The organism is bacterium, from assembly GCA_023228325.1.
Classification (GTDB): domain Bacteria; phylum Auribacterota; class UBA6266; order UBA6266; family UBA6266; genus UBA6266.
The window spans coordinates 604,650-620,590 of record JALOBK010000001.1; the positions used below are offsets into that span (position 1 = coordinate 604,650).

Annotated in this window: 12 protein-coding genes and 4 pseudogenes; 10 read left to right on the forward strand and 6 right to left on the reverse strand. The window is 42.7% G+C overall.

The features are described 5' to 3' along the window. The first annotated feature begins 35 nt into the window (after nt 1-35). Complete coding sequence (locus M0R36_02800) at nt 36-737, forward strand: hypothetical protein (protein MCK9554733.1); 702 nt, start codon at nt 36-38, stop codon at nt 735-737. On the opposite strand, the gene M0R36_02805 is transcribed toward M0R36_02800, so the two are convergent. Both M0R36_02805 and M0R36_02810 read right to left on the reverse strand, forming a co-directional pair. After that, the gene (locus M0R36_02805; GenBank protein MCK9554734.1) at nt 730-1,995 is read right to left on the reverse strand and encodes a glycosyltransferase family 4 protein; all 1,266 of its coding nucleotides are present in this window, start codon (nt 1,993-1,995) and stop codon (nt 730-732) included. The genes M0R36_02800 and M0R36_02805 overlap by 8 nt on opposite strands. 19 nt (nt 1,996-2,014) lie before the next feature. After that, nucleotides 2,015-3,349, reverse strand: a complete 1,335-nt coding sequence (locus M0R36_02810; protein ID MCK9554735.1) for a glycerate kinase — start codon at nt 3,347-3,349, stop codon at nt 2,015-2,017. A gap of 177 nt (nt 3,350-3,526) precedes the next feature. Between M0R36_02810 and M0R36_02815 the strand changes: the two genes are divergently transcribed. Next, entirely contained in the window at nt 3,527-4,153 is a 627-nt protein-coding gene (locus M0R36_02815; GenBank protein MCK9554736.1) for a hypothetical protein, read from the forward strand. A gap of 33 nt (nt 4,154-4,186) precedes the next feature. Here the strand turns inward: M0R36_02815 and gdhA are convergent, their stop codons facing one another. Next, nucleotides 4,187-5,524 (reverse strand): NADP-specific glutamate dehydrogenase, encoded by a 1,338-nt coding sequence (gdhA, locus tag M0R36_02820; protein MCK9554737.1) that lies wholly within the window; start codon nt 5,522-5,524, stop codon nt 4,187-4,189. 229 nt (nt 5,525-5,753) lie between these two features. Between gdhA and M0R36_02825 the strand changes: the two genes are divergently transcribed. Then, a complete protein-coding gene (locus M0R36_02825; protein MCK9554738.1) occupies nt 5,754-7,403 on the forward strand; it encodes an NAD+ synthase in 1,650 nt (549 codons plus the stop codon). Nucleotides 7,404-7,409: 6 nt separating this feature from the next. On the opposite strand, the gene M0R36_02830 is transcribed toward M0R36_02825, so the two are convergent. After that, complete coding sequence (locus M0R36_02830) at nt 7,410-10,046, reverse strand: PEP/pyruvate-binding domain-containing protein (GenBank protein ID MCK9554739.1); 2,637 nt, start codon at nt 10,044-10,046, stop codon at nt 7,410-7,412. Nucleotides 10,047-10,154: 108 nt separating this feature from the next. Here M0R36_02830 and M0R36_02835 point away from each other — a divergent pair, with 108 nt between their 5' ends. From M0R36_02835 to M0R36_02865, 7 genes and pseudogenes are all read left to right on the forward strand, one after another. Continuing rightward, entirely contained in the window at nt 10,155-10,559 is a 405-nt protein-coding gene (locus tag M0R36_02835; GenBank protein MCK9554740.1) for an Rrf2 family transcriptional regulator, read from the forward strand. An 11-nt stretch (nt 10,560-10,570) separates the two neighbouring features. Next, complete coding sequence (gene hcp / locus M0R36_02840; protein MCK9554741.1) at nt 10,571-11,860, forward strand: hydroxylamine reductase; 1,290 nt, start codon at nt 10,571-10,573, stop codon at nt 11,858-11,860. Nucleotides 11,861-11,912: 52 nt separating this feature from the next. After that, nucleotides 11,913-12,260: pseudogene (locus tag M0R36_02845) on the forward strand (flavin reductase family protein). A 165-nt stretch (nt 12,261-12,425) separates the two neighbouring features. After that, nucleotides 12,426-12,581 (forward strand): annotated as a pseudogene (locus tag M0R36_02850) (rubredoxin). 6 nt (nt 12,582-12,587) lie between these two features. Beyond that, nucleotides 12,588-13,763, forward strand: a complete 1,176-nt coding sequence (locus M0R36_02855; GenBank protein MCK9554742.1) for an FprA family A-type flavoprotein — start codon at nt 12,588-12,590, stop codon at nt 13,761-13,763. Next, the gene (locus tag M0R36_02860; protein ID MCK9554743.1) at nt 13,756-14,355 is read left to right on the forward strand and encodes a rubrerythrin family protein; all 600 of its coding nucleotides are present in this window, start codon (nt 13,756-13,758) and stop codon (nt 14,353-14,355) included. Before M0R36_02855 ends, M0R36_02860 begins: the two co-directional genes overlap by 8 nt. Beyond that, on the forward strand, nt 14,340-14,975 hold the full coding sequence (locus tag M0R36_02865; protein MCK9554744.1) for an N-glycosylase/DNA lyase: 636 nt from the start codon (nt 14,340-14,342) through the stop codon (nt 14,973-14,975). Before M0R36_02860 ends, M0R36_02865 begins: the two co-directional genes overlap by 16 nt. 306 nt (nt 14,976-15,281) lie before the next feature. On the opposite strand, the pseudogene M0R36_02870 reads toward M0R36_02865, so the two are convergent. Together M0R36_02870 and M0R36_02875 are read right to left on the reverse strand one after the other, a co-directional pair. After that, a pseudogene (locus M0R36_02870) lies at nt 15,282-15,476 on the reverse strand (ANTAR domain-containing protein). Nucleotides 15,477-15,563: 87 nt separating this feature from the next. Beyond that, nucleotides 15,564-15,866, reverse strand: a pseudogene (locus M0R36_02875) (GAF domain-containing protein). Nucleotides 15,867-15,941: the final 75 nt, after the last annotated feature.

Below are 15,941 nucleotides of genomic sequence, written 5' to 3' on the forward strand. Positions count from 1 at the left end.
TGACATCAAATACAAGGTATAAGAAAATATTTTAAATGAAAAAGAAAAGGAAATTCAGATTCATAATATCCGTTCTGCTTTTGGTATGCGTTTTTACGTTCGGCAAAGATCTTATAATCAAAAAATCCGCGGAAATAATTTTCGAAGCTAAATCCGGATTAAAGCTGAATATAGAATCGCTGAACCTAAACCTCTTTGAACCATGCCTTACCGTGCACAATGCAAGTATCTTTAACCCAAAAGGGTTTTCCCGGAACCCTATGATTGAAATCAAAACAATAAAAGCAAACTACATATGGAAGGACCTTTTCCGGAATACATTGCACATCACAGAACTTTTTCTGGATATACAATCATTAAATGTGGAGCAGAGAACCAATGGCCGGATCAATCTGCTTGCTTTAAAAAATACGAAGGGCAAAGAGAAAGAAAGCAAATATGCGGAAACGGGAGAAAAAACACAGGGAAAATCTTTTAATGTGTTTATCGATGAACTGATATTATCATTCGAGCGCGCAACCTATTCAGGGCCTTATCTGCTCGGAAATAGACTGGAAATAAAGATATTTATCCAGAACAAACATATCAGCAATATCAATTCTCTCGACCAATTACTGGATATAATAACCGACTCTTCGGGGATATCGCAAATCGAAGATATCTTTTCCGATAAGCCCGGTTCTCTCAGAAACAGCATCGAAAACACAATAGAAAGCATCAAAAAATATTTCAAGTAATAATCTTCAGAATATATTTATGGTATATGGCCGGCCAGGAATAATTAAGCATGACCTTTTTAAAGTTCCTGTGTAATATGCTCTTCTGGCATACCCCCATAATCTTATCCGCAATCTTTTTCGGAGATTCGTTTAAACCGAAATACACCGCGCTTTCACCGAAGACTTCCTGGAGGGGCTTGATATCGCTGCAAAATATAGGCATTCTGAAAAGACCCGCTTCCAGCAAAGGCAGGCCGAACCCCTCCTGACTGGAAGTTAAAAGAAGTATATCGCAAAGCCTGTACAGGTTTCTCAGCCTTCTTGTGTCTATCCGCAATCTCGTGCCCGCGGAAGATTTTACGTTTGTCATAAATCTCACATGCTTTTCCAATCCTCTGGATTTCCTGTAAGACAGCAGGTATTCATAATACTTCACAGCTTCTTTGTTATGCGGATCAGGAGGCCCTGTTATCACATAAAGGACGTCCAGTCCCCTTTTTTTCAGCTCATAGATTATATCCATGCCTTTTTCGATGTTTTTTCTCTTTAAAATCCTGGTGGCGAAAAAAGCGACAAAATCTTTTTCAAAGAAGCCCTGAGTAACCGCAAATTTCCATATTTCATCATCAATATTAAGAAGGCCTTTCACGTCTATTCCGTTGGGCACTATTTTAATATTGCTCTTTTTTATGCCGAATAAAGACGCCATCTGTCTCTGTCTCTCCTCGGAAATTGCCACATATCTTGCATGTTTATTAAATTTTTTCAACAGCGCCCGGGGATATTCATCCTCAAACTTGAGCCTGTAATCGGGGTTTATCATTGACAAGTCATGTGTCCAGACGATAAATTTAACGGTTTTCATTTCATTTATCAGATCATACAGGGCGGCTGTAAGCACCAGATTAAAGTGCATAGTCATAATGTTATGTATGATACAAACGGAAACATCCTTCAGGGAGCTCCTGAGTTTCTTTTTTACCAGTTTTTTTGCCCAGTTAAAAACATCTTTCCTTATTTTCCCTTTTTTGGTGAATGAATTTTTGACTATGGGATTGCCTCCCCATATTTCTTCTATTTTATCGATTTCAATATTTTCGCCGCCGGTCGCTTCGCCTCCCGAAGCGGTAATTATTTTAACCTTATAGCCTATCTCCGAAAGGAGGTTAGCATGTCCCTCTATTACAAACTCCACCCCCCCGATAACCGGAGGATACGAATAATGGATCATCGCGATTTTCCTGTGGCTCTTGTTCTTATACTTATGGACTGACATTTCTACCGCCTCTCACAAATCATGTAACCAGCATAAGCCGTATATCCATCACATTAGTGCCTGTCGGGCCCGTTATATAAAGGCCGCCGCATTTCCTGAAAAAATTGTATGAATCGTTATTCTCCAGATATTCCGCGGGAATGCATTTTTTCTTTAAAGCTTTTTCAAAAGTGCCTGAGTCTACAACAGCGCCCGCCGAATCCGTGGGGCCGTCCGTCCCGTCTGTCCCGACGCTCGCTATAACAATGTTATTAAATCCGCTTATATGTTTAACACAAGCCAGGCAAAATTCCATATTTCTTCCACCCTTGCCGTTTCCTTTGACTGTAACCGTGGTTTCTCCGCCAGAGATTACGCAGGCCGGTTTTTTAACGGGATTGCCTGATAACAGCACTTCCTTAGCGACAGCCGAATGAACTTTGGCAACATCTTTCGTTTCCCCCTCTATCACAGTGGAAAGCAGTAATGCGTTATATCCCAGTGATGTTGCTTTTTTCATAGCCGCGTCACAAGCGAGAAAATTAGTTCCAACAAGAACGTTGGATACTTTTTTAAAAACAGGGTCTCCGGGTTTCGGCGTTTCCATACAAGAGACTTTAGCCCCCCTGTTAAGATATTCCATTACCTGTAACGGCATTTTTTTCCGCAATCTATAGCTCTTTATAATGTTAATGCAATCCGCGAAAGTTGTAGGATCCGGCGCTGTCACTCCGGAAGCTATAAAACCCACATCATCGCCTATAACGTCGGAAAGTATCAGGGATACTACTCTGGCAGGGCTTATCAATTTTGCAAGCCTTCCGCCTTTAACGGAAGAAATATGCTTCCTGACCGTATTCACTTCCTGTATTGTAGCCCCGGATTTCAGTAAAAGCTGGGTTGTCTTTTGCTTGTCGGAAAAGGAAAGGCCGCCGGCCGGCAGGGGAAAAAGAGCCGAACCGCCGCCGGATATCAGGCAGAAAACAATATCGTTCTCTCCGGCCTGCTTTACAAAGTCACATATTTCCTTCGCCCCCCTTAAGCCATTCCTGTCAGGTACGGGGTGTCCGCATTCATTTATCTTTATCTTTTTCAACCCGGCATTATGCCCGTATTTAGTATTGATGATTCCCCCTGTCAGCCTGGAACCGAGCATTTTTTCCAGCGGCTCCGCCATCCGGGAAGAAGCTTTGCCCAGACCTATAACATAGATATTATTGATATTGTCCAGGTCTATTTTATTTTGCCCGACCGAAAGAAACCGGCCTTTAAGCCTTACTATCCGTGAAACGGCCATCCCCGGGTCAACAGATTTGATGGATTCCTTTATAATCCTGCCTGCGTCATTTTTCATATTCCGTATATTTTTCCTCATCGCGCCCCTCCTCTTTCACATTTTAAGTCGATTTGCGGTATTTTTTATTATATAATTTTTTCTGTGTTTTAACAAAAAAATTCCAATTTTATGATTATCTGATATTATACTGAATATCACAAGGCCGATATATTTCGGCGGATAACATATTCTGTGCCGGAGGGTAAAAAAATGGCAATGCTCAGACAGATAACAAAAGAATTAAGAAATCACGCTCCCTTTACGGTCATTGGATCTGTCTCGGGCATAATACTCATGTTTTTCTTCCAGAACATACCCGAAAAAACCGCATATAATATCTTTTATATCCTTCATCCGACCCATGTAATATTGAGCGCGCTGGTTACGGCTTCCATGTATAAAATTTACAAATGCGGGAAAATCAAAGGAAAATGCAGCTTATTAGGCCTGTTTGTGATAGGGTACACCGGCTCGATAGGGATTGCGACTCTGAGCGATTGCATCATCCCTTATTTCGCCGAGTGGGCGCTGGAAATGCCGAACAGGCACATCCACATAGGATTCATCGAAGAATGGTGGCTTGTTAATCCCCTGGCGGTAGCGGGCATCGCAATCGCATATTTTTACCCAAAAACAAAATTTCCCCACAGCGGACATGTTCTTGTAAGCACCTGGGCTTCTTTATTTCATATCATTATGGCTAAAGGCATGGGCTATCAATGGTACTTATACCCAATAGTATTCATATTCCTATTTGTTGCCGTATGGCTCCCATGCTGCATCAGCGATATTGTATTTCCGCTGCTTTTTATAAATGAAGAAATCCCCCACAGCCATAATTGACCGCGGGGGATTTTATTTTTCCTGTTTTTTCGCTTAAACCAGCCCCTGATCCATCATTGAATCGGCAACTTTTAGAAATCCGGAAATGTTTGCGCCAAGAACATAATTGCCCTCTTGTCCGTAATCCTTTGCTGCTTTTGCGGCAGCTCCGTGTATGGACTGCATAATTATTCTAAGGCGGCTATCAACCTCTTCTCTCGTCCATAACAGTCTCATTGAATTCTGGGACATTTCAAGGCCTGAAGTCGCTACCCCGCCAGCATTTGCGGCTTTACCGGGACCGTATAGAATTCCGGCGTCGATAAACTTTTTAACGCCTTCCGGAACCGTAGGCATATTAGCCCCTTCAGCAACAACATAACAGCCGTTATCAAGAAGGGTCTGCGCGTCATCCCCGTCAATCTCATTCTGAGTAGCGGAAGGGAATGCGGCGTCACATTTTATTCCCCATGGTTTCTTGCCTTCCAGATATTCCGCGCCGAATTTCTTCGCATATTCCTTTATCCTGCCTCTCTTTACATTTTTTAATTCCATTATAAACGCAAGTTTTTCCGCGCTGATTCCTTTAGGGTCGTATATGGAACCGTTGGAATCGGAAAGCGACACGGGTTTGGCTCCCATCTGCAGAAGTTTCTCTACAGTATACTGGGCCACATTCCCTGAACCCGATACCACACATGTTTTTCCCTTTATCGAATCTTTTCTTGTTTTAAGCATTTCTTCGGCAAAGTAAACGGCGCCGTATCCCGTAGCTTCGGGCCTGATTAAAGAGCCTCCCCAATTTAATTTCTTGCCGGTTAAGACTCCCGTAAACTCGTTTTTCAGCCTTTTGTACTGCCCAAAGAGATATCCTATCTCTCTTCCGCCGACACCGATATCACCCGCGGGAACATCTGTATCCGGGCCGATGTGTCTTGCAAGTTCAGTCATAAAAGACTGGCAGAAACGCATAACTTCCGAATCAGATTTTCCCTTCGGATCAAAATCCGAACCGCCCTTACCGCCTCCCATGGGAAGTGTCGTAAGTGAATTCTTAAAGACCTGCTCAAACGCCAAAAATTTCAGTATTCCAAGATTAACTGTGGGATGAAATCTCAATCCGCCCTTATAAGGGCCGAGAGCGCTGTTCATTTCGATTCTGAAACCCCTGTTTACCTGATACTCCCCGTCATCATCCATCCACGGGATTCTGAACATTATAACTCTTTCCGGTTCAACAATCCTCTCAAGCAACTTTGCTTTCTGAAACTCAGGATGACGGTCCATAACGGGCTCCAGAGATTCAAAAACTTCTTCGACAGCCTGATGGAATTCAAGTTCACCTGCATTCCGGCTTTTGACAAGCGCCAGAACATCTTTAATGTAAGACATAAATACCTCCTCTTTGATAGTACCCGTTAAATAAAAAGATGCCCTTTCGGTTTAAGGACATCTTTGTCTCAACCTACTTAAAAACAACCACCACGTCTTTGTGTTGATTGATATAATTAAAAAGTATGTAATAGTATATATGATATCCATGAGTGTTCAATAAAAATTTTAAAATTCCGGGTTTTCATATATCTTGACGTAATATAAATGCTTCTTTAGAATAACTTCTATGAAAATAGCCATCGCACAGTTAAATCCCGTTGTGGGAGACATTACAGGAAACCTGTCCAAACTCGAAAAAATCCTGAAGCAGTTCCGTTTACTCAAACCGGATTTGGCAGTCTTCTCTGAATTATTCATAACAGGTTATCCGCCAAGGGATTTGCTTACAAGCAGGTGGTTTATTAAACTGGTGTTCAAAGCAAATAAAGAAGTGCTGAAAATATCGAAAAAATATAAAGGTACGGGTATTCTGGTCGGGAGCATAACGCCGGCAAAAGAAATCGCGGGCAAAAAACTTTACAACTCCGCTCTCCTCTGCTATAACGGCAGACTGATCGCGACCATACACAAAACTCTTCTGCCCGCATATGATGTTTTTGATGAAACAAGATATTTTCAGCCTTCGGATGAAATCCGGCCGGTATATTTTAAAAATAAAAAACTCGGTATCACAATATGCGAAGACGCATGGAATTCCGGAAAATCGGGCGTTTACAACAAACAATACGCCTCTAATCCGGTAAAAATACTTGCCGGGAAAAAAGCGGATATAATAATCAATCTGTCCGCATCCCCGTATCAGGTGTCCAAGGATAAAATCCGTTTCGAACTTTTCGGCGACCAGGCCAGAAAATTCAATGTTCCCTTCCTCTTTGTCAACCAGGCGGGGGGAAATGATGAGTTGATATTCGACGGCGGCAGCATGTATATAGACAGTAAAGGCCGCCTGAATACCTCGTTGCCCTCATTTAAAGAAACCACTGAATTAATAGATACGGATGGGAAACAGGAACCGATAGTGTTTAGGCCCTTGAATAAAACCGAATCTGTATATAATGCTCTCTGTCTCGGGTTAAAGGATTATGTGAAAAAATGCGGGTTTAAAAAAGTTGTTCTGGGAATTTCGGGCGGCATAGATTCCGCGGTGGTGTGCTGTATCGCGGCAAGGGCGCTGGGAACAGAAAACGTAACGGGAATCATGATGCCTTCAAAATTCTCTTCCATGTCCAGCATTGAGGATTCAAAAAAACTCATAGAAAATCTCGGGATAGAATCAAAAACGATACCTATAAACAGGATCGTCGCTTCATTTGAGTCTTCCCTCAAAACACATTTTAAAAACACCGGCCCCGGCATCACCGAAGAAAATATCCAGGCAAGGGTCAGAGGCAATATTTTAATGGCACTGTCGAACAAATTCGGATGGCTTGTTCTGTCAACAGGCAATAAAAGCGAACTTGCGGTGGGTTATTGCACATTATACGGAGATATGAGCGGCGGGTTGAGCGTACTCTCGGACGTACCCAAGACTCTTGTATATCAAATCGCCCGGCACATCAACAATAACGGCGATATCATACCCCTCAATATAGTTACAAAAGCCCCTTCGGCCGAACTCAAGCCGGGACAGACAGATCAGGACACGCTTCCGCCCTATGGCGCGCTCGATAAAATAATTGAATTATATATAGACAAAAAACTGCCGGTTTCCGAAATCGCGGGGAAAAACCTTCCCAAAAATACTGTAAGATGGGTTGTAAATACAATCAATAAGAACGAATATAAAAGAAAACAGGCGGCGCCGGGTTTAAAAGTCACATCTACCGCATTCGGCATGGGAAGAAGAATGCCCGTCGCGGCAAAATACCTGCTGTAGCGGTCTTCACTTCCCTTTTATTTCCTCCGAAAGGAACACCATCCCTTCCTGTTTCAGGGCGTTTACATGAATATATAAACCGAAGCCTTTCTTCAGTTCAGCCGTATCAATAACATGCACCGCATCCGCGAATGACCCGGAAACATGTGTCAGTTCCTTTAGCTTATTCCGTGCGCCTTCCAAAATCTGATTGTTAATAAAATATTTTTCTCTTTCCGGAAATATCGCGAGATATATTATTTCCATTTCGACCAGATCATTAAAAAAGTGCGTGCCCAGCGATATATCCGGCGTAAGGTCTTTGCGCATTATCGCGAGTTCGCATAGAACCGCCACGTTTTTTATCTCCGAAAAAGAAACGGGTATCCCCAGCGAAGGCATCTTGGTGCCCCATCTTCCCGGGCCGATAAGCATAATATTTTCATCCTTGCTCTTCATATTCGTCAATTTCCCTATCAACCTGGCTACCGAATATCTGTCTGTAATGGGCATATTCCCGTACTTCCCGGGTAAAACAAATATTATTTTATCTATCTTCCGAGAAGCTGTCTGCCCGATAATAGGGCCGCTTGTCTGTAGTATTATGTTTTCCTTAACAATATTGTCCGGAGACTTAATCTCTCTTAGCTCTCCGATAACCTGAAACGGCCTGCACTGCAGCAGGTTTATCCTGTAATCTTTTTCATTCAAAAAATTAGCCGCAAATTCTATATCAACCGGATGGCTGTAAGCTTTCTCTATTTCTTTCATCATCCGGGAAATGTTATCTACAAACGAAGTTTCCGTCAGAAGCTTTTCGAATGATATCATCCACGGGAAAACATTCCTGATATTATATTCCTTCGCTCTTTCTTCCATTTCTTTAACTTTCGTCGCGAAAATTTCCATCGGTATTTCGGGGCTCTTCTTCGCCACCTCCTCAAAATCATATGAGGACAGCTTATTCTCCGAGAGGTCAATGACATCCACAACTTTCTGGGTATATTTTTTTACATCATCAAAAGAAGATTCGGGCCTTATCAACGGGGCATTAAGCGCGACTATTCTGGTATAATCCTCATCATAACGGTCAACCGCGCGGGTTCCCAGCCCGAATACAAGTCTTATTACTCCCTTTGCCGGATCGATTTTGCTGTTCCATACAAAAGGATTAAAAGAATATCCGACACCCGCTATTTGAGGAAAATACAGATCACCGTAAAAAGAGCCTGAAACCCTCTGTACCAGCAAAGCCATCTGCTCTTCTCTTTTCAATATACCCCTGTGAATACGGTATGACAGCGCGTCTTCACTCATTGTGCTCGCATAAACATCCCTGACCGCGGAAATAAGGTTTTTAAGGCGTTCTTCGGGCGTTCCCTGGTTTGCGCAGAAAACACTTTCGTATTTCCCCGAAAAAGCATTCCCGTAAGCATCCTCCAGAAGGCTGCTCGACCTCACAATGAAAGGCGACTGGCCGAAGTAATTAAGCATTTCTTTAAGCTGTTCTATGATATCCTGAGGGAAATTCCCCTTCTCAAGTTTTTGACGTATATTACTCGCGTCATCAAACACCTTATCCGAGTATTTCAGGTTATGTTTTTCCCACCAGCACTTATTCTGAATCACATAAGTATAAAAAACATCCGAACCGATGAAAAAAGAATCATGTGTTTCAAGCAAATCATCCCAACGCGGATTTGTTTTTTTCAATATCGCCCTTGAAAGAAGCATTCCAGCTGATTTGCCTCCGATAAGTCCGGTCCCTATCATCCTCTTCCCTATCGAAATCAAATCGGAAATATCAAAATTCTTCTCGCACAGCCGAAGAAGCTCATCGTCGCGGGTTATTATCATTTTAATCAACTGTTCTTTCAGCGATTTGACTTCCTCCTTGCCCGCCCTGCTGCCCTTTTCCATTTTTTCATAGATGCTCTGAGCCCTGATAAAAGTACTGGTCCACGTATCCTGCGGATTGATATTCCCGTCTATCCATGGCTGAGGGACCCTGGACATGATTTCCGAAACGGTCACGCTTCTTTTAACGGGGAGGAGAACATCCCCTTCCCGGCTGTGAAGCATATACATCGTCGGAGAATACCGTTTAAAGACCTTAAGGGGAAGCAAATACATTTTTTCTCCGCTCTTAAACACATCTATAACCACCTGAGCGGTGCTGTGTATGGCTTTTATGGCAAAGGGGGTATGCTGATTCCTGAAAAGCACAAAATAAGTGGCTGTCTCGAAATCATAAAGATATGGGCAGGTCAACATAAAGAAATTGCCGAGCATCCTGTCGCTGTACCAGTCAACCGCAAGCCCTGAAAGGCAGTCAAAAACATAACAGGCGCCCTTGCCGAATTTTTCAATTACTTTAAATATATCGGATATGAACTGTTCAAACCCGAGGCGGGGTTCGAGTTTATAGATCTGGGCTTTCACATCTTCCGGCAGGAGAGGGCCGTGTTCGGCGAAGCGAAAATATATAAGTTTTTTACCTTCTTTGTATGCATGCCTGCAGAAGGGCTCCACTATCGAAAAATAATCCTTGATATCATCGACCTGCCATACTACGTTATCGCCCGCGAGGATACCCTGAAGCATCAGGTCAAGAGACTGGATTCCCGAACTGAAAAACGATTTATTTGACGAATTATCATTCATATCATGACATTTTATGCGAAAACAGATAAAAAAACTATTTTTTTCTTGACAATATTCCTTAATGATACTATTTTAGTATCATTATATATCACAAGAAGGGGAAAGGGAATGAAACTGTTGACCCGGGATACGGATTACGCCGTAAGGGCGCTGATTTTTATAGGAAGAGCGGATAAGCGGAAAATCAGGATAATCACTGTGGATGAAATCGTGCGGGCTTTAAACCTGCCGAAGGCCCTGCTCAGAAAATTGCTCCAGACTTTATCAAAAAACAAAATCCTCAAATCCGGCAGGGGAAAACACGGGGGGTTTTCATTATTAAAAGCCCCCGAAAAAATCAACGTATCGGATATCATAAGCATTTTCCAGGGACCGGTTGACTTCACAAACTGCCTGCTCAGAAACGAACCCTGCCCGAACAGGAAAATATGCAGTGTCAGGAAAAAAATATTAAGCCTGTCCAGACATGTGGACAAAGAACTGAAAAAAATAACTTTATCATCTTTAACTTAAAGGGGGTTATTATGTTTTGTTACCAGTGCGAACAGACAGCCGGCGGCAAAGGCTGCACAGTACAGGGGGTTTGCGGGAAAAATCCGGATATTCAGAGTCTTCAGGATATACTGCTTTTCGGGCTAAAAGGAATCGCGGCCTATGCTTATCACGCAAGAGAGCTTGGAAAATCGGACCCGGAAGTGGATGCTTTTATGCATGAAGCCCTTTTTAAAACTGTCACAAATGTAAGTTTCGACCTGCAGGATTATGTAAATATAGTGCTGAAATGCGGTAAAATAAACCTCAAGACAATGGAACTGCTTGATAAAGCCAACACCGAAAAATTCGGCAACCCTATACCTACCGAAGTAGAAACAGGCACTAAATCCGGACCCGGGATCCTTATAACCGGCCATGACCTGCTTGACCTGTATGAACTGCTGAAGCAGACTGAAGGAACAGGGATAAACATTTATACGCATTCCGAAATGCTTCCCGCGCACGGTTACCCCGAAATAAAAAAATTCAAGCACCTGGCAGGCAATTTCGGGGGCGCATGGCAGGAACAGAAAAAAGAATTCAACGAGTTTCCCGGGGCAATATTGGCAAATACGAACTGCATCCTGATCCCTCCCGGAAATACTTATCTCGACCGTCTTTTTACATGTTCAATCACAGGGATTGAGGGAGCGGCACATATCAAAGGGCGCGATTTCACTCCGGTCATCGAAAAAGCAAAATCCCTGCCGCCGCTAAAGGAAAAACCCGGCAAAAAAATAATGACGGGGTTCCATCACACCGCAATTCTATCAATAGCGGATAAAATAGTTAAGGCCGTGAAAGAGAAAAAAATCAGGCGATTTTTCCTTATAGGAGGCTGCGACGGCGCAAAACCCGGAAGAAATTACTATACCGAATTTGCCGAAAAAGTGCCCGGGGACTGTGTAATCCTGACACTTGCCTGCGGAAAATACCGGTTCAACAAACTTGATTTCGGCGATATTGACGGCATCCCGAGATTAATAGATATCGGGCAATGCAATAACGCTTACTCGGCGATACAGGTGGCTCTGGCGCTGTCAAAAGTATTTAACACGGGAGTTAATGAGCTTCCTCTTTCCATTGTATTGTCCTGGTTTGAACAAAAAGCAGTTGCAATTCTCCTGACTTTACTTTATCTTGGGATTAAGGGTATCAGGATAGGGCCAAGCCTGCCTGCTTTTATTACTCCGAATGTTCTTAAGATACTTCAGGAAAATTTCGATATCAAACCGATAAAAACACCTGAAGAGGACATGAAAGAAATACTGGGATATTAGAGGCTTTACTGAAATGAAAATAAAGGAAGCGCTCTGCAGCCTTTCATATGGTATGTATATTGTTTCCGCAAAAGACGGAGGGAAACTAAACGGGCAGATCGCCAATGTCGGCGGCCAAATGGTTGATAATCCGCCTGTCCTGGGTGTTTGCCTTAATACGGTCAACCTGACCTGCGGCATGATTGCAAACACCGGCAGGTTTTCCATTTCGGTTCTTGAAGATGCCACCCCCCTGCAATTCATAGGGAAGTTCGGTTTCAGGTCGGGACGCGACATAGATAAATTTTCCGATACTGAACATTTCATCTCTGAAAAAACCGGCCTGCCGATAGTGACCGAAAACTGTATTTCCTATTTTGAATGCGAGGTCCAACAGAAGATCAGCATCATGCACTACATATTTTTCGTCGCAAAGATAATAAATGCCGATATCTTAGCCGTCGGCAAGCCTCTTACCTACGCTTGTTATCATGAAATAAAAGGCGGCAAAACCTCAAAGAACGCCCCCACATACACCGCCGAAACGAAAAAAACCGGAGATTGGGCTGACAGGAAAGGAGATAAAATGAAAAAATATAAATGCGCGGTATGCGGCTACATATATGACCCGGGAAAAGGCGACCCCGAACACGGCATCAATCCCGGAACAAGTTTCCAGGACATCCCCGAAGACTGGGTATGCCCCGTGTGCGGAGTCGGGAAAGACCAGTTTGAAGAGGTTTCTTAAGTGAAATCGATAAAACTCAAAGAAAATATATACTGGGTCGGCGGAATTGACTGGAACTTAAGAAACTTTCACGGCTACATGACCCAACGCGGCTCCACTTACAACGCCTACCTGATAATAGATGAAAAAATCACCCTTATCGATACTGTAAAACATTATCTGTATGAGGAGATGTTAAGCAGGATATCGGATATCATAGACCCGAAAAAAATAAATTATGTTATTTCAAATCATGTCGAAATGGACCATTCCGGTTCCCTTCCGCGTCTTGCCGGACTTATACCTGATGCAACGGTTATCACATCCGTCCCGGGTGAAAAAGGGCTTAAGGCGCATTACGGGAAATCATGGAATTTCAAAACCGTCAAAACGGGAGACAAGCTGAATATAGGCTCACGGGAGCTGTCTTTTGTAATGGAACAAATGGTTCACTGGCCGGATAACATGGCTACTTATTCCGAAAAAGACGCCCTGATATTTTCAAACGACGCTTTCGGACAACATATAGCTTCCTCGGAACGGCTTGATACCGAATATCCCTTTGATATATTAATCGAAGAGGCTAAAAAATATTATGCGAATATCGTTCTCCCGTACGGTTCTCAGGTGCAAAACGTGCTGGAAAGTTTGAAACCTTTTAAAATCGATATGATTGCCCCAAGCCACGGAATCATATGGACGAAACACATTCCTGAGATCTTAAATGAATATGTCAAATGGGCCGGGAACAAAACCGAGGAAAAATGCACCATCGTGTATGACACCATGTGGGAATCAACGGAAAAAATAGCCCGCGCCATAAAAAACGCGTTTGAAAACAAAAATATTAACTGTAATATATACAACCTGAAGTTAACTCATATATCTGATATTATGACCGATATTATAACCTCAAAATATATCTGCCTGGGATCCCCCACCTTGAACAACAATATTCTGCCTACAGTGAGCTCTTTTTTAACCTACTTCAAAGGCCTTGCCCCCAGGAACCGGACAGCCCTTGCCTTCGGTTCATTCGGCTGGGGAGGGCAAAGTGTAGGAATAATCGAAAACGTTTTTAAAGAGATGGGATTAAACCTGTTAAACGGCATCAAAATACAATACATACCAAACGAAGAAAAACTTAAACAAATAACGGAAGAAGTCCAAAAACAAATCGGAGGTAAACATGGCTAAGAATCTGAAAGGGACCAAAACGGAAAAAAATCTGATAGCTTCATTTGCGGGTGAATCACAGGCGAGGAACCGGTATACTTACTACGCTTCCGCGGCAAAGAAAGACGGATATAAGCAGATAGAAGCTATCTTCCAGGAAACAGCAGACAATGAGAAGGAACATGCCAAACGGTTTTTCAAACTCCTTGTAGACGGGCTCGGAGCCTGCAGTAAACCTGCAACGGCAAAAGTCGAGGCGGAGTACCCTGTTGAACTGGGGAATACACTTGACAACCTCAAGGCGGCGGCGGCCGGAGAAAATGAAGAACACACAAAATTATACCCCGGGGCCGCAAAAACAGCGGATGAAGAAGGTTTTCCGGAAATTGCGCACCAATTCAGAAAAATCGCGGAAGTCGAAGTAGCGCATGAAAAAAGATACCTTAAGCTGGCCGCAAATATAGAAAATGACAGGGTATTTAAAAAAGAAAAAACCGTAAAATGGAAATGCAGAAACTGCGGATATATCCACGAAGGGGCCGAAGCGCTTGAAAAATGTCCTACATGCCTGCATCCCAGGGATTATTTCGAGCTTCAATGCGAGAATTACTAGACCTTTACAATTTAAGGAAGGCCGTTATTCGGCAAAGGTTATCGGGTTTCAGGTCTCTGCGGAAAACATCCAAAGATAAAATTTTCGCGGAGCTCTGTTTCTGCCTGTGCACACCCCAGTCAAAAGCGAAGGCAGGCGCGAAAGCCATCCATCTTCTTGAAAAAGAGCGATTACTCGAGGGAGGAACTCATGCGCAGATAAGCCGAACCCTGAAGAAAGCCGGCGTAAGGTTCCATAATAATAAGAGCCGTTTCATCATAGCCGCAAGAAAATGTTTTTCGCCGAGTTTTATCCCGACCCGCGACGCTGAAATGACCTATTCAAAAATCTTGCAAACAAGGGACCTGCTCGTAAAAAACATAAAAGGCATGGGATATAAGGAGGCAAGCCACTTCCTGAGGAATATCGGCTGCGGCGGCGAACTCGCGATACTTGACGTGCACATTCTGAAGAATATGAAAAGACTGAAAATAATAAGATCGATACCGAAATCCATAACAAGAAAACAATATCTTCTTATGGAAAAAAAGCTTAAGGCTTTTTCAAAAAAGACCGGTATTCCCATGCCTGATCTTGATTTGCTTTTGTGGTCCAGGGAAACGGGGGAAGTGTTTAAATAACGAGAAACGTAAAATCCTAATCACTAAATCCAAAATACTAAATAATATTAAAGCACTAATTTTCAAAATTCAAAACATTACTTTGAATATTGGAATTTTGGTTATTGGGATTTGTTTAGAAATTAGATATTAGGATTTAGAATTTAAATCTGTATATATCCTCTGCTGTTTTGCTTTGCAAAATCCTATAAAAGGACTAAAGCCCTGGAATTCTTCGAATCCCTAGTGGTAAATCGCTGAGGACTATTGTCTGAGTAATCTGTAGTTAAAAAATTTTGAAGGTTTTCTGTTTTTACAGTCTTTTGTTTATTTGGTATTGCGGTTTTTTCTCATCTCACAGGAAAGAATAATCGCTTCCGCAATTTCTCTCATGGTCTTTCTGTTATCCATCGCGAATTTCTGGATCCTGCTGTATGCTTCCTGTTCCTTTAATCCTTCTTCCTGCATTAAAATACCTTTTGCCCGCTCGATTTTCTTCCTCGCTTCAAGTTCTTCCTGGATAACTCTTGTTTTGACCATTAATTCGGTATTTTCAATCGCGACGGCGGCCTGATGGGCAATGCTTTTCAATATGTTGATTTCCCCATATGTAAATTCATGTTTTACCGGCGTGTAACAATTTATAACCCCGATAACCTTGTCTTTAACGATAAGAGGCACGCATAAAAGCGACTTAAGCCCCTCTTTTTCCGCCAGTTCCCTGTACTTATAATCTTTCGCATCCATAAGGTCTTTCACAACAATCGGTTTCTTTTCCTTAACGGCTTTTCCCGCTATGCCTTCGGTAGTTTTCAGGGGCGGTTTTTTATTATATTCTTCGCTTACGCTCTGCGACGCCCTGACGACAAACTCCTGTTTCTTTTCATCTACAAGAAGAAGCGAGCAGATCATGGAATTCATCACCTGCGCTGTTACTGCAACGATAAGCTTCAGTATATCTTCAAGATAGTTATCCGATGCGATGGC

Coding starts and splice junctions, on each gene's coding strand:
- M0R36_02800 (MCK9554733.1), top strand. CDS start 36: ATGAAAAAGAAAAGGAAATTCAGATTCATAATATCCGTTCTGCTTTTG.
- M0R36_02805 (MCK9554734.1), bottom strand. CDS start 1,995: ATGTCAGTCCATAAGTATAAGAACAAGAGCCACAGGAAAATCGCGATG.
- M0R36_02810 (MCK9554735.1), bottom strand. CDS start 3,349: ATGAGGAAAAATATACGGAATATGAAAAATGACGCAGGCAGGATTATA.
- M0R36_02815 (MCK9554736.1), top strand. CDS start 3,527: ATGCTCAGACAGATAACAAAAGAATTAAGAAATCACGCTCCCTTTACG.
- gdhA (MCK9554737.1), bottom strand. CDS start 5,524: ATGTCTTACATTAAAGATGTTCTGGCGCTTGTCAAAAGCCGGAATGCA.
- M0R36_02825 (MCK9554738.1), top strand. CDS start 5,754: ATGAAAATAGCCATCGCACAGTTAAATCCCGTTGTGGGAGACATTACA.
- M0R36_02830 (MCK9554739.1), bottom strand. CDS start 10,046: ATGAATGATAATTCGTCAAATAAATCGTTTTTCAGTTCGGGAATCCAG.
- M0R36_02835 (MCK9554740.1), top strand. CDS start 10,155: ATGAAACTGTTGACCCGGGATACGGATTACGCCGTAAGGGCGCTGATT.
- hcp (MCK9554741.1), top strand. CDS start 10,571: ATGTTTTGTTACCAGTGCGAACAGACAGCCGGCGGCAAAGGCTGCACA.
- M0R36_02860 (MCK9554743.1), top strand. CDS start 13,756: ATGGCTAAGAATCTGAAAGGGACCAAAACGGAAAAAAATCTGATAGCT.
- M0R36_02865 (MCK9554744.1), top strand. CDS start 14,340: ATGCGAGAATTACTAGACCTTTACAATTTAAGGAAGGCCGTTATTCGG.